Origin of the sequence: Neorhizobium sp. 2083 (genome assembly GCF_031455615.1) — a bacterium.
In the GTDB taxonomy this organism is placed as follows: domain Bacteria; phylum Pseudomonadota; class Alphaproteobacteria; order Rhizobiales; family Rhizobiaceae; genus Neorhizobium.
In genome coordinates this window covers 56153-69903 of sequence record NZ_JAVDTC010000004.1, presented here as the reverse complement: position 1 = coordinate 69903, position 13751 = coordinate 56153, and the positions used below count along the sequence as shown (strand labels likewise).

Annotated in this window: 15 protein-coding genes; 14 read left to right on the top strand and 1 reads right to left on the bottom strand. The window is 60.9% G+C overall.

Features of this window, described 5'->3' with window-relative positions:
• The first annotated feature begins 119 nt into the window (after positions 1-119).
• The 11 genes from J2X76_RS16515 to J2X76_RS16465 all read left to right on the top strand — a co-directional run bounded on the left by J2X76_RS16515 (position 120) and on the right by J2X76_RS16465 (position 10217).
• Positions 120-737: an HAD-IA family hydrolase gene (locus J2X76_RS16515; RefSeq protein WP_310218151.1), complete on the top strand. Its 618-nt coding sequence runs from the start codon at positions 120-122 to the stop codon at positions 735-737.
• Between the two features lie 18 nt (positions 738-755).
• Positions 756-1826: an ABC transporter ATP-binding protein gene (locus J2X76_RS16510; RefSeq protein WP_113127233.1), complete on the top strand. Its 1071-nt coding sequence runs from the start codon at positions 756-758 to the stop codon at positions 1824-1826.
• 43 nt (positions 1827-1869) lie between these two features.
• Positions 1870-3108 carry an extracellular solute-binding protein gene (locus J2X76_RS16505; RefSeq protein ID WP_310218149.1) on the top strand — a complete coding sequence of 413 codons (1239 nt, stop codon included), beginning with the start codon at positions 1870-1872 and terminating at the stop codon, positions 3106-3108.
• Between the two features lie 81 nt (positions 3109-3189).
• The gene (locus J2X76_RS16500) at positions 3190-4092 is read left to right on the top strand and encodes a sugar ABC transporter permease (RefSeq protein ID WP_310218146.1); all 903 of its coding nucleotides are present in this window, start codon (positions 3190-3192) and stop codon (positions 4090-4092) included.
• Positions 4089-4952: a carbohydrate ABC transporter permease gene (locus J2X76_RS16495; RefSeq protein WP_113127236.1), complete on the top strand. Its 864-nt coding sequence runs from the start codon at positions 4089-4091 to the stop codon at positions 4950-4952. The genes J2X76_RS16500 and J2X76_RS16495 overlap by 4 nt, the downstream gene beginning before the upstream one ends.
• 152 nt (positions 4953-5104) lie before the next feature.
• Positions 5105-5260 carry a hypothetical protein gene (locus tag J2X76_RS16490; RefSeq protein ID WP_310218144.1) on the top strand — a complete coding sequence of 52 codons (156 nt, stop codon included), beginning with the start codon at positions 5105-5107 and terminating at the stop codon, positions 5258-5260.
• Between the two features lie 244 nt (positions 5261-5504).
• Positions 5505-7427 carry a BTAD domain-containing putative transcriptional regulator gene (locus J2X76_RS16485; RefSeq protein ID WP_310218143.1) on the top strand — a complete coding sequence of 641 codons (1923 nt, stop codon included), beginning with the start codon at positions 5505-5507 and terminating at the stop codon, positions 7425-7427.
• Positions 7428-7519: 92 nt separating this feature from the next.
• Positions 7520-7675, top strand: a complete 156-nt coding sequence (locus J2X76_RS16480; protein WP_162732181.1) for a hypothetical protein — start codon at positions 7520-7522, stop codon at positions 7673-7675.
• A gap of 289 nt (positions 7676-7964) precedes the next feature.
• Positions 7965-9236, top strand: coding sequence for a YcaO-like family protein (locus tag J2X76_RS16475; protein WP_405030057.1), 1272 nt, complete (start codon positions 7965-7967; stop codon positions 9234-9236).
• Positions 9233-9976 (top strand): TfuA-like protein, encoded by a 744-nt coding sequence (locus J2X76_RS16470; protein WP_113284628.1) that lies wholly within the window; start codon positions 9233-9235, stop codon positions 9974-9976. Before J2X76_RS16475 ends, J2X76_RS16470 begins: the two co-directional genes overlap by 4 nt.
• Entirely contained in the window at positions 9969-10217 is a 249-nt protein-coding gene (locus tag J2X76_RS16465) for a hypothetical protein (protein ID WP_113127239.1), read from the top strand. The genes J2X76_RS16470 and J2X76_RS16465 overlap by 8 nt, the downstream gene beginning before the upstream one ends.
• A 15-nt stretch (positions 10218-10232) precedes the next feature.
• On the opposite strand, the gene J2X76_RS16460 is transcribed toward J2X76_RS16465, so the two are convergent.
• Positions 10233-10661, bottom strand: a complete 429-nt coding sequence (locus tag J2X76_RS16460) for a helix-turn-helix domain-containing protein (RefSeq protein ID WP_113127240.1) — start codon at positions 10659-10661, stop codon at positions 10233-10235.
• A 368-nt stretch (positions 10662-11029) separates the two neighbouring features.
• Between J2X76_RS16460 and J2X76_RS16455 the strand changes: the two genes are divergently transcribed.
• The 3 genes from J2X76_RS16455 to J2X76_RS16445 are packed head-to-tail and all read left to right on the top strand — an operon-like array spanning position 11030 to position 13709.
• On the top strand, positions 11030-12064 hold the full coding sequence (locus J2X76_RS16455) for an ABC transporter substrate-binding protein (protein WP_113284627.1): 1035 nt from the start codon (positions 11030-11032) through the stop codon (positions 12062-12064).
• 5 nt (positions 12065-12069) lie between these two features.
• Entirely contained in the window at positions 12070-12885 is an 816-nt protein-coding gene (locus tag J2X76_RS16450) for an ABC transporter ATP-binding protein (RefSeq protein WP_310218139.1), read from the top strand.
• The gene (locus tag J2X76_RS16445) at positions 12882-13709 is read left to right on the top strand and encodes an ABC transporter permease (protein WP_310218136.1); all 828 of its coding nucleotides are present in this window, start codon (positions 12882-12884) and stop codon (positions 13707-13709) included. Before J2X76_RS16450 ends, J2X76_RS16445 begins: the two co-directional genes overlap by 4 nt.
• Positions 13710-13751: the final 42 nt, after the last annotated feature.

Genomic DNA, 13751 nt, shown 5'->3' with positions numbered 1-13751 from the left:
CGGATTAGCCTGTTGAAATCATTTGATACGAATAAAAAATTCCATGCTTAATTGACAGGGCGGAATTATCTAATAGGTTGTTAACACTCAAGGGTAAGGGAGTGGCCTGGAGCCGGCTGATGAAGAAACGCGAAAAAATCTTCATTTTCGATATTGGCGGCGTGTTCGTGAAGCTCGATCCGGCTTCGCGCGACCGGGCCGTATCCAGACAAGGCATTGCCGGCCCTCCCCTGCGATACGGCGACGTGCCGGAAGCGATCTTCCGCGATTTCCGCCTGGGGCGGTCGGCGGAGCCCGATTACGTCGAGGCGCTCGCCAAGGTATTCGGCGTGCCGTCCGAAAGCGTCTATGCAGCAGAGCATGCCTATGTCGCCCAAGGCTTTGAGGAGTTCATCGGTTTTGTTCGCAAACTCAGGCAGGACCATCGCGTCGTCTGCCTCAGCAACAATCAGCCGATCCACTGGCGCTATATCAGCGACAATCTCCTGGGCAGCGGCTATTTCGATCGCGAATACCTGTCCCAGGAAATGGGCCTCGAAAAGCCGGACCGCATGATTTTCCAGGCGGTGTCGGAAGCGGAAGGATGTTCCGAAAAGGATGTCTTCTTCATCGACGACATCGAGGAAAACGTCCTGGCCGCACGCGAGATCGGATGGCAGCATTGCATCGTCCATCGCGACCCGGCTGAAACAGCTGAATTGCTCACGGCGCTTGCCGCCGGGCACACTTTGAATTGACGAGCACGGAGTTTCGGCATGGCTCGAATGACCCTCAGCGGTATCAAGAAAAGCTTTAAATCCGTGGACGTGCTGCATGGCATCGATCTCGAGATTTCCGACAGGGAATTCGTCGTTTTCGTCGGCCCGTCGGGATGCGGAAAGTCGACGCTGCTGAGACTGATCGCCGGCCTCGATACGATCAGTTCCGGCGAATTTCACATCGACGACCGCCGGATGAACGAGGTGGCGCCGTCGCGCCGCGGCATCGCCATGGTCTTCCAGTCCTATGCGCTCTATCCGCATATGGATGTCTACGAAAACATGGCTTTTGGCGCGCGCCTGATGGGTCTCGAAAAAGACGAGGTCGAAAAGCGCATCGACGAGGCCTCCAGGATGCTGCGGCTCGATCCGCTCTTGAAGCGCAAGCCGCGGGAACTGTCCGGCGGCCAGCGCCAGCGTGTCGCGATCGGCCGCGCGTTGGTCAGAAAACCGAAAGTGCTGCTCCTCGACGAGCCGCTTTCCAACCTCGATGCGGCGCTGCGCTCCGACGTGCGACTGGAAATCGCCAGGCTCCACCGCGAGATCGGCGGCACCACGATCTACGTCACCCACGACCAGGTGGAAGCCATGACGCTTGCCGACCGGATCGTCGTCATGAACAACGGCAAGGTGGAACAGTTCGGCAGTCCGCGCGAACTTTACGAACGGCCGGCGAATACGTTTGTCGCGACCTTCATCGGCTCGCCGCGCATGTCGCTCCTGAATGTCGAGCGCGACGGCAGCAATCTGGCGCTTGCCGGTTCCGGATCGGTCAATGTCTCCCGTCTGCCCCAGTCCGGCGAGCGGGAACTGGTCATCGGCGTCCGGCCGGACGCGATGGCGGTCTCCACTGACGAGAATGCCAAAGGCTTCAAGGGTAGCGTCGTCTATACGGAATACCTGGGCGAGAACACGTATGTCTACGTGCGCCTCGGCGACGGCACGCTGGTCGGCATCCGCTCGTCGGCTTCCGTCGACCTGCCTCCGGACACGCCGGTCGTCATCGCGGTCGCGTCCGAGGAAATCCACTATTTCAGTCGCGCAACGAGGGAGAGGTTGGCGGCCTGAAAGCACTTTTCGTCTCCTATAAATACCAAGAGGATGGAACCAGATGAAAAAGCTAGTTTGCAGCACGATAGTAGCCCTGGGGGCCCTTGCGACCGCCTTGCCGGCGATGGCGCAGGAATTGACTTTCTGGAGCTGGCGTCAGGAAGACAAGGCCCAGTACGAAAAGTTCATCGACGTCTTTGAGGCGAAGAACCCAGGCATCACCGTCAAGTTCGAGACGTTCGAGGCGACGAACTACAACACCATCCTGTCGACGGCCCTTGCCGGCGGTTCGGGACCGGACCTGATGTTCGCCCGCGCCTATGGCGGCCTGGAAAATGTCGCGAACGCGGGATACCTGCTGCCGCTCGACAAAACCAACGTTCCGGCGCTCGAAAAATTCGCGCCTGCCGCGGTCGCTGCCGAAACGGTCCGTTCCAGCAAGATCACCTACGCAGTGCCCTTCGCCAGCCAGACCATGCTGGTCATCTACAACAAGGACATCTTCGACAAGAACGGCCTGAAAGAGCCTGAAACCGTTGACGATCTGGTCAAGGCCGCCGAAAAGCTGAAGGCATCGGGCGTCATGCCGTTCGGCAACGGCACGGCAACGGCCTGGCAGAACGAAGTCATGGTCGGCGGCATCGCTTCCACGCTGATGGGCCGCAGCTTTTACGAAGACCTGATGGCCGGCAAGGCCGACTTCACCGACAAGCGCTACGTCGAGGCACTCACCAAGCTCAAGGAAATCACCAAATATTTCCCGGACGGCTTCATCGGCCTCGACTATGCTTCCTCGCAGCAGCTCTTTTCGTCCGGCATGGCCGGCATGTTCGTGGGCGGCTCCTATGAGCTTGCCAACTTCAAGAAGCAGAACCCCAAGATGAACATGGGCATTTTCGCCATGCCCGGCCTGAAGGCCGGCGACGAAAAGCTGGTCGCCCAGTATTTCGACGGCGGTTATGCGGTCAACGCCAAGACCACCAAGAAGGAAGCCGCACTGAAGTTCGTGAACTTCCTCGCCAGCCAGGAATTCGGCCAGATGTTCGCCGACGACCTGAACAACATCTCGGCGGTGCCGGGCGTCAACTTCAAGGATTCGCTGCTCGGTGAAGTCGCCGAGCTCAACAAGCACTCTATCCCGTACATCATGCTGGTGCATTTCCGCTACGGCGAGCCTTCCGGCTCCGTGCTGCTGCAGGGCGAGATCCAGAAGCTGTTCGGCGGCAAGGTGACCCCGGAAGAGGTCGGCAAGAACCTGACGACCGGCCTCGCCGCCTGGTACGCACCGTTCAAGAAGTAATCGAAAAGGGAGCGGCCAGATGCTTAGGCCGCTCCCCATCCCTTCCAATCAAAGAGACATGTGATGCCCGGATCGCCCCTCATGGCGCGACGTTTATGGATCACGGCGCTGATCGTGCCGCCGCTTGCCTTCGTCGCCCTGTTCGTCGTCTATCCCATCATCTCCGCCTTCGCCTATGCCTTCTTCCAGTGGCATGGGCTGGCGCGCGGCGAATTCGTGGGCTTCGCGAATTTCTATCGGGTCCTGTTCACCCAGCCCTATGCGGACTGGACGGTGAATGCTTTCACCCACAACGTGCTGGTGTTCTTCGCGCTGATGGTGCTGCAGAACGGCGTCGGCTTTCTACTCGCTTACTGCCTGTGGCGCGAGTTGCCCGGTGCCGCCTTCCACCGCATCGCGGTTTTCCTGCCGGTCGTGCTGTCGACCATCATCGTCGGTTTCCTCTGGAAGCTCTTTCTGCACCCGCTCTTCGGCGTGGTGAACATCTCCCTGCGTGGCACCGGCCTCGGTGGCCTTGCCCAGCCCTGGCTCGGGCAGGATACGACGGCGCTCTGGGCGCTGATCATCGCCAATGCGTGGCACATGGTCGGCTTCCCGACACTCGTCTTCCTCGCCGGCATGCAGCGGATCCCCGGCGAGATCCTCGATGCGGTCCGCATGGAGACCGAAAGCGAGTGGGTGAAGATCAGCAAGGTCGTCTGGCCGCTGGTGGCGCCGAGCGCGACCGTCGTCTTCACGCTGCTTTTCGTCGGCTCGTTCAACTGGTTCGAACTGCCTTACATCATGGCCGGCGTCGACGGCTCGCCGCACAAGGCGACCGACGTCCTGGGCCTTTATTTCTACCGCACCGCCTTCGGCGACCAGTCGGGCTCGGGCCAGGATTTCGGCGCCGGCAGCGCGCTTGCCGTGCTGATCTTCTTGTTCATCGCCATCGTCGCCGGCTTCATCACCTTCCGGCTTAGAGCCCGGGAGATCCAGATATGAGCGCGGCAACCGAAAGCTACTACGACCGCCGCGGCCTGTTGCAGACGCTTGGTCGCGACGGACTGATCCAGATCATCCTGATCCTCAATACGATCGTGATGCTCGGGCCGCTGGTGATCATGTTCTTCGCGGCATTCAAGACCAATGCCCAGATCTTCCAGTCTCCGTTCTCGATCCCCGATTTTTCGAATGTCGCGAATATCGTGAAGATCTGGACCGAAACGAACTTCCTGCGCTATCTGATAAACTCGGCCATCGTCACCGGTTCGTCGATCGTCCTCATCCTGACGCTTGGCACCATGGCGGCCTATGGCATTGCCCGCTACAATTTCCGCGGCTCGGGCTTCGTGCTGATGTTCTTCGTGGCGGGACTGACCCTGCCGCTGAAGCTCGCGATCATTCCGCTCTTCATTCTGATGCGCGATCTCGGCATTTTGAACACCCAGCTTTCGCTCGTGATCATCTACGTTGCGATGGGCCTGCCGACCACCGTGTTCATCATGACCGGCTTCATTCGTACCCTGCCGAACGAGCTCGAGGATGCCGCCCGCATGGACGGCGCCAGCGAACCGCGCATCATGTGGTCGGTCATGCTGCCGCTCGTACGGCCGGCGATGGTGATCGCCGGCATCCAGAACGTAGTGCCGATCTGGAACGACTTCTTCTTCCCGCTGATCTTCATCCAGAAGGACGCGCTGAAGACCCTGCCGCAGGGCCTGACGACCTTCATGGGCGAATATACGACCGATTGGGGCGTGCTGTTTGCCGGGCTCCTGCTTTCCTCGGCCCCGGTCATCATCGTCTACATCGTCCTGTCACGCCAGTTCATCAACGGCATGACCGCGGGAGCTGTGAAATAGGCCGACAGGCGCCGGGACTGTCACTATACGACAGGTTGAATGCGGATCGGCATGCTGTTATGCCGGTCGGTGTGGCGCTTGCATCGGCAGCGCCGTGAACAATCGCAACACGACAGTGGCGGTTCGGGAAGTTCGGCGGTAAAAGCAGATCCATGAACGACAACGTCATCAAATTCCGGCGCCCGGAACCACCACCGCGAGAGCCGAACCCGCTGCTGCGCAAGCTGGCGGTCATTGTGATCATAGTCGCTTGTCTCGTTCTCGCCTGGGCCTATTTCCAGTTCCTCGCAAGCCCGACGCCGGCGTGATTTGCGGCTGAGCCGGCACCGCTATCCTGGGCGTGCCCGCCTTTGCGCCCGATTCAACCGAAAGCGGAGACCTAAAAACGCGCCTTCGACCATGACGATAAAACGATGATTTGACGAAGCGCGCGGGAACTGTATCTTACGGGCTCAACAGTATCAAAAATACGTGTACAGCCAGTCCTCATAACGATACATATTTTCGACAACAACGCGTAGTTCCGAACAGCAAACAATGCTCGAAAATACGATGCTAAAAATCCGTTTGCTCGGTCGCCCCTCCCTTGAGTGGGACGGCCAGAACATTGCGCTGCCGGAAAAAGCCTATTTTCTGTTTGCTGTCGTCGCGATGGCCCCCAGATTGACCGTCGACCGCGAAACCATACGTCGGCTTCTGTGGCCTTCCCACGACGCGGAGAAGCGGGCCAACAGCCTGCGCCAGCTTCTGGCACGTATCGCCAAGGCAATCGGCCCCCATGCCCCCTCTATCCTCGTTACCGACGATGACGCGCTTCAGCTCGCGTCGGATCGGCTGGAGGTCGATCTTCTCGCCCTGATGGAACCGGGCCCGTTGAGGGAAGACCGCTGGGATCTGATCCGTGGCGAACTGCTGGAAGCCGTGGAAGCCCCGACCGGCGGCGCCGAAGACTGGCTTTCGGATGCCCGGCGCAAGGTCGGAGACTGGCGATCGAGCCATATCGAAACCCTGCTTGCGATGCCGGTTCACCAGCGGTCCCCATCCCTGCCCCTGCTTGCCAATCGCCTGATCGAGCTCGATGCCTCCCACGAGGGGGCCACGCGGGCATTGATGAAATATCATGTCGGCCAGGGCGATTTCGCCGCCGCCCGCCAGGCCTATGGCAGATGCCGGGACCAGCTCCGGGCCGACTACGACACGCCGCCGACACCGGAGACCGTTGGGCTCGCCCGCGAGCTCGGCATCCTGAGCCGGCCAGCCTCCGAGCCCATGCCGGCGGACGAGCGTCCGAGGGACGTCATGCCGGTACAGCCGCGCGTGGTGATCCTGCCGCCCGAAACGATCGTTCAGGATGCCCTTGTTCAGCGGCTCGGCAGAGCTCTGCTCGAAGACGTCACGATCGGCCTCAGCCACCAGCGGGTCTTCAAGATCATCGCCGCCCATACGAGTTTCGAACTCGTCAACCGGTCGGCCGATCCGCAGCAGCGCCAGTCGGTGCTCAACGATCTTCAGTTCGATTATTCCGTGTTCGTAACGATCCAGGGCGAAGGCGACGAGATTTTCGCAACCTGCCGGCTGACGAGGGTAGGCACCGGCGAAGTGCTCTGGGCCATCAACCTGCCGCTCGACGTCCAGCATATGAGCGCATCTTTCGGTCAGCTGGCGCGGCGCATTTCGGCCTCCCTGACGGACGTGATCGAACGGCATGAAATCGCCAAGTCGCTCGACGACGTCGATCCGTCCGCCTACCGCCTCTACCTAGAAGGGAAGCGCTACCTCTCCGGCACGGACCTCCAGCATCTGCGCCAGGCGCGCAAATGGTTCAAGTCGGCGGTCAAGCGGTGTGACAGCTTCTCGCCGGCGCATGCGGGTATTTCACGCTCGCTCGGCATGGAATGGCTGGTCCGCGGCATGAAGGATCATGAGCTGCTGGATGTGGCCAACCAATCCGCCCGTGCATCGCGCGATCTCGATCCCGGCAGCGGCCGCGCCTTCCGGGAGCTTGGTTTCATCTCCCTCTATCGGCGACGTTTCGACGAGAGCCTCGACCTGTTTCAGGAAGCCCAGAACCTCAACCCCAGCGATGCGGATGTGCTGGTCGATTATTCGGACGCGCTGTCGCATGCCGGCGACCTGGACAAGGCACTCGATCTCGGGCTTGCCGCCTTCAAGCTGAACCCGCTGCCGCCGGATTATTACTACTGGATCCTAGGCTCCACCTATTACGTCCGCCAGGAATATTCGAAGGCGATCGATACCATCGACCCGGTCCGCACCAAACACGCGACTGCGCGGCTGCTTGCCGCCAGCCACGCGATGGCCGGGGACATGGCCGCGGCGCGCGGTTACGCGGCGATCGTCAGGGAGAACTTCCCGGATTTCCGCAGCGAGGATATCCGTTATTTCGTGCCCGACCGCGACCCGGCGCACGCCGAACTTCTCATTCACGGCCTCAAGCTCGCCGGACTGCCCTGAGGGGCGTGAAAATGCCTGTCACGCTGGAATAACACCCGGTGTGGTGATTTCTCGATGCTCGCAGCACAGGCTGCCTTTTAGCGGAGAGAAAGATGGAAACGAAGTTCAAGACCTCCAAGCCGGTTGAATCCACTGCCTCGGCCCCGACCCTGCGGTTTTCCGCCGCTGCCGAAGCCGTCCTTGGCCGTCAGACCGAGATTGCGCCGAACGCGCTCTCCCAGGTCACGCATGCAATGAGATACCAGTAATGAGCGTCAAAGCCCAAGGCGCCGATGGTTGCCTTGGGCTTAACCGCGAGCCGCGACGGCTCCGGAATGCCGACCAAGCAGAAGATCTTTCAGCCGCCAAACTCGCCTCCCTCACAAGCCTGTCACGCCCAAGTCACGGTGCCTTTGGTCTCTTCTCTCATGGAGATCTCAAGAGGGACGAGTCGACGGGATGAGTAGGGCATCGCAATCGCTTTTGCAGACCCGGCAGTCGCCCGCCCTATCTCATTCGAGTTCAGGGTCCCTTGAATTTTGGCAGCCGGAAACGACGATGCAGATCCAGTCATCGACACAGACGATACAGAAGTTTGCAGCTTCCCTAACGCAGCGGGAGCACGGCTTCAGCACGTATCACGACAGACGCGTTTCGCCGGCGGAAACCTTCGAAGCGATCAGGCCCTTTTTCAGCGATCTCGGCATTACCCGGGTCGGTTTCCTGACCGGCCTCGACACGGTGGGCATTCCCGTCGCCTTCGCGACGCGGCCGAACAGCTACACCCTCTCGGTCTTCCAGGGCAAAGGCGTCGATGCCGATGCCGCGCGTACCTCGGCCGCAATGGAGGCCCTGGAAACGCGGGTTGCCGAAATCGAGCCGTCATCGCTCACCTGGGCGACCGTCAGCGAGGCCGCTGGCTCCCCAACAGCCATGATCGATCTTCATTCGACCGCGCGGTGCGTCCCGTCCGAAATTGGCGATCGGCAGATACCGTGGGTCACCGGTCTTGATATCCTTTCCGGCAATCAGATCATGGTGCCCTGGTGGCTGGCCGGAATGGACCACCGCGGCGAACGGCCCGCCGGTTTCGAACAGTCCAGCGATGGTCTCGCATCCGGAAACTCACAGGCCGAGGCACTTCTGCACGGGCTCTGCGAACTCGTCGAACGAGACGCCTGGACCCTCGTCCAGCTCAAGTCCGAGCAAGAGCTGAATGCCTGCCTTGTCGATCCGGCCACGGTCGAGGATGCCCTGCTCGACCTGATGGTCGGACGCCTTCGCGACGCCGGCATGCAGCTGGTCCTGCTCGACATGACGACCGATCTCCAGGTTCCGGCATTCCTGGCCGTCCTCATTCCCGATTCGACGGCCAAGCGGTCCGATCCGCGCTGGAGCCAGGTTTGCGGCGGCTGCGGTTGCCATCCGGACCCGGTGCGCGCCATGCTGCGCGCCATCACCGAGGCCGCCCAGAGCCGCCTGACCGCGATTGCCGGCAGCCGCGACGACTTCTCGCCGCGCATCTATCAGCACATGCGCGCCGATAACGCCCTCGGTCGCCTCGTGGCGCTGTCGTCCCAGGACAGGCGGCGGGTTCACTACCGCGAGGTCGACGCCGCTCGCCACTCCATCAACGGCACGATCGATCACATCCTCGGACGTTTGAAACTGGCCGGCATCCGGCAGGTCGTCGCGGTTCCCATGCAGGATGCCGGACTCCCCGTTTCGGTCGTCCGCGTCATCGTTCCTGGCCTGGAAGTCGAACTTTCCGGCCAATATTTGCAGCTCGGCATCCGCGCTGCAAACGCGATAAGGAGGTCACGGCATTGAAAGTCGTTTTTGTCGGGCCGAGCCTCGGATCGTCGATCCGCCAGATGAAGCAACGGTTTCCCGCGCTGACCTTCCGAGGCCCCGCGGCGCGCGGCGACATTCTGAAGGCGGTCGAGGACGGCGCCGAGGCGATCGCCCTGATCGACGGATATTTCGGCGAGTCAGCCTCCGTGTGGCACAAGGAGATCCTTTATGCGCTGAGCCGGGATGTCTCCATCGGCGGAGGCTCCAGCATGGGAGCCTTGCGCGCTGCGGAATGCGAGGCATTCGGCATGACCGGCATCGGCCGGATTTATTCCGATTATGCCGCAGGCCGGCTGATCGACGACGAAGCCGTCGCGCTGATCCACGGTCCCGAGGAACTCGGCTGGATGCCGCTCTCGGTGCCGCGCGTCGACTACGAGGCGACGATTCGCAAGCTTGGGCGGATGGGGCTCATTTCGGCGGCCGAACGGGAGAGATTTTTCCTCACCGCCAATTTCATGCACTACACCGAGCGGACCTACCAGGCCATCCTCGAACGATGCGAGTTCAGCGATCCTCAGCGAAGCGCGGTGATCCTTCACGACATCAAACGCCACAAGGTGGAATTGAAGCGTGAGGATGCAAGAGCCGTTCTCGTTTGGCTCAACGGCATCACCAATTCCCGTAAACACTCCAAGTGGACGTTCGCACAGACCGCCCATTGGGAAAAACTGCGCGACGAGGTGGACTCGGCGCAAGGATCCATGAATGATTGATCTCGCACACGACGTCGCCAGTGACGAATATGCCCGCCTGTTCCGCATGCTCTCCGCGGTCAACAAGGAGGCGGAATCGCTTCACCTTTCCACGGTCGTCCACCTGACGAACATGGCTCTTCTGCAACTCTCGCTCGATTGGGAAGGCATTCGCCCCGAGAACGAGAAGAGTGCGAAGTTGAGTGCGATATTCCGCAGCAAGACCAAGCTGGCGCTTGATGAGGATGGTCCCAGGATTTAGAAAGTCAGGATCCGGTCACTCGGCCGGCTGCCTCTCGATCTCGGCCTCAAATTCATCCATCTCGACTTCCTTGGCGGCAACCGACTGAACCAGCTCCAGGATGCGCTTGCGAAGAAGAGGCTTGGAAATACTCATGAAGGCAGTGCTCATCAGCAAGGCCTCATGGGTGAAATCGAACTGCGGGTTTTCGAGCTGATTGTCGTTCGACGGTTCGACCGTCGGGATCCGGTCGAAGAATGCCACCATCTCGACCTTCAGCGCCGTCGCGATCTCCACAAGCTTACCCACGGCGATCCGGTTCACGCCGCTTTCGTATTTCTGGAGCTGCTGAGACGTGATGCCCACGTGGTGGGCGAGTTGCGGCTGGGTGAATTTCCTTTCCCGCCTGTGGAGGCGGATACGCTTTCCAACTTCCTTGTCGGCTGCATTCGGTGCTTTGCTCACAGCAGGACCATTTCTTCGACGCTGGGTTACTCAGGGTGTTATTCGTATCCTATCATCGACAAGTTGCCGAGTACTCTGCAAGCCTTTTCTATCTTGAGTGGATAAATAAATAAAACGTCTACTATCAACCGGCCGTTTTTACTGCGTTCGGGATCTTGCAGCGGACACCCTTGGCTGGTCGAGACGGCTTCGGCTTTCGGTTCGCTAAGACGGCATCGCCGAAAGCGTTGCCTTTTCGGCAACGAAATATGCTAAATATTGTTCTTTATTAGAACGCGACATTGCGCCATCCTCTTCGCAATCCGGCAGTGAGACCGGCTCTAGTCAAGCGAAAATGTATCAGGCCTTAAGGCCAACAGGGGAACGCTATGTCTAACTTCACCATGAATCGTCGCCGTTTTATCTCCAATGCCGTGGCCGCAGGCGGGCTCGCCGCAACCTCCAGCTTCCTCGGCATCACCGCCGGCAATGCCAAGGACGTGGCGAAGGTGCGCATGCAGCTCGGCTGGCTCGTATCGAACGGCGTCCTCGGCGAAGTCGCCGCCATCAAGAAGGGTTTCTTCGAGGAACAGGGTATCGAGCTTGAGATCGTCCCCGGCGGGCCGAGCGTCGATGGCGTTGCGGGCGTCGCATCGGGCCAGTCCGCGACCGGCCAGATCTCGTCGAGCCCGTCCGTCATGCTGGCGCGTTCGGCCGGCCTCCCGGTCAAGGCCTTCCTGTCCGGTTACCAGAAACATCCCTTCACCTATTTCTCGCTGAAGAACAAGGCGATCAAGACTCCGAAGGACATGATCGGCAAGACGATTGCCACCCAGCCGACCGCCTTCATCCTGCTGCGCGCGCTTCTCGCCCAGAACGGCATCGCCGAGGATCAGGTGAAGATGGTCAACATGGGTTCCGACATGAACCAGTTGATCACCGGCCAGGCCGATGCGGTCACCGGCTGGCTTACCAACGTCAACGCCCTCGACGTGCTCGGCGACAACCGCGTCGACATGATGCTCTGGGACAGTGGCCTGCAGCTCTACGCCAACGTCTACTACACGACCGACGACCAGATCGCCAAGCACTCCGACGTTCTCGAACGCTTCACCCGCGCCGCCGCCAAGGGCTGGGGTTACGTTCGCAACAATCAGAAGGAAGCGGTCGAGATGCTCTGCTCCGCCTACCCGATCCTCGACAAGCCGAGCGAGCTTCGCGCCGTCGGCCCCTGCGTCGACTTCTCCTTCGGCCCGACCACCAAGGCCTCCGGCTGGGGCACCATGACGCGCGAGAACTGGGCGGCGCAGATCAAGGCCTATGCCGATCTCAAGCAGTTCAAGGGTACGGTCCCGACGGTTGACGACGTCGCGAACTTCTCCATCCTCGAAGCCACGACCGACGTTCGTAAACAGGTAGGATGATGGCCATGTCAGGAGCGGCGAAGTTGATGCCGAGCGTTCCCTTGACCGAGCCGGCAGCCACGGCGGTTTCGATCCGAAACCTCTCCGTCCGGTTCGGTGACAGGAACAACGAATTCACGGCCCTTTCCGACGTTTCCGTCGAAATACCGGAGGGTGCCTTCGTCACCATGCTCGGCCCCTCCGGCTGCGGAAAATCGACGCTGCTGAGATGCGTCGCGGATCTCGTCCATATCAGCGACGGTTCGATTTCCGTGTTCGGCCAAAGCCCCCAACAGGCCCGCGAGGGTCGCGACTTCGCCTTCGTCTTCCAGGATGCGACGCTGCTCCCCTGGCGGAACGTGCTCGACAATGTCCGCCTGCCGCTGGAAGTCGGAAAACACGCCCAGACCGGCAATCATGCGGATCCGCATGAGTTGCTGGCCATGGTCGGCCTGAAGGGGCGCGAAAATGCGCTCCCTCACGAGCTCTCCGGCGGCATGCGCCAGCGCGTGGCGATCGCCCGCGCGCTGATCACCAGGCCGCGCATCCTGTTGATGGACGAACCCTTCGGGGCGCTCGACGAGATCACCCGCGACCGGCTGAACGAGGAACTGCTGCGTGTCTGGCAGGAAACGGGAACGACGATCCTGTTCGTCACCCATTCCATCCCGGAAGCGGCTTTCCTCGGACAGAACGTGCTGATGCTCCAGGCCCATCCGGGCCGCGTCAAGGAGTTCATGAGGGTCGACCTGCCCTTCCCGCGTTCGCTTGCCGTCCGTGACACGGTGGAGTTCATCGGCGTTACAGCGCATCTGCGCCGCCTTCTGGAGGAATGCCTGTGAGCCACGTCGTTTCCTCCGCAGCCAAGACCACGGCAGATCGCAAGATCGCGCTTCTCGATGCCACCGCCGGCGTGCTCGCCAAACACATGCCGGCGATCGCGGCCGCCGTCGGGCTCGTCGTCCTCTGGCAGTTCGTCGTGTGGGCTTTCAAGATCCCGACCTTCATGGCCCCGAGCCCTGTCGATGTCGCCTATGCCTTCCAGCAAAACGCCGGCATCCTCTGGACCAACATGCTGCCGACGATTCTGGAGGCTTTCCTCGGCTTCGTCTTCGGCAACCTCGTCGCCATCCTTCTGGCGATCTGGTTCGTCCACAGTTCGACGGCGGAAAAGGCCTTCTACCCGATCGCCGTCTTCATCAAGGCGATCCCGATCATCGCGCTCGCCCCGATCCTGGTGCTGATCTTCGGCAACGGGCTGGCGCCGAAAATCATCATCGCCGGGCTGATCTGCTTCTTCCCGACGCTGGTCAACATGGTCCAGGGCCTGAAATCCGCAAGCCCCGCCATGCTCGACCTGATGCGCGTGCTTTCGGCCAGCAACACCGAAATCCTCTGGAAGGTGCGGCTGCCGAGTTCGATGCCGTTCCTGTTCGCGGCGCTGAAGATCGCCGCCACCAGCAGCGTCATGGGCGCCATCGTCGCCGAATGGATCGGGTCCAGCTTCGGCCTCGGCGCCCTCATCATCGAGGCGACCTACAATTTCCGTTCGCCCCTGCTCTACGCAACCGTCGTGATCGCCGCGGTCCTTGCCGTCGTCCTCTTCTTCATCGTTTCGGTGGTCGAAGCACGGATGATCCGCTGGAAGCCGGCCGGCTCGCACTAAAATCCTTCGGTCCTCGGACCCGGTTCCTTGGGAGTTTGAACC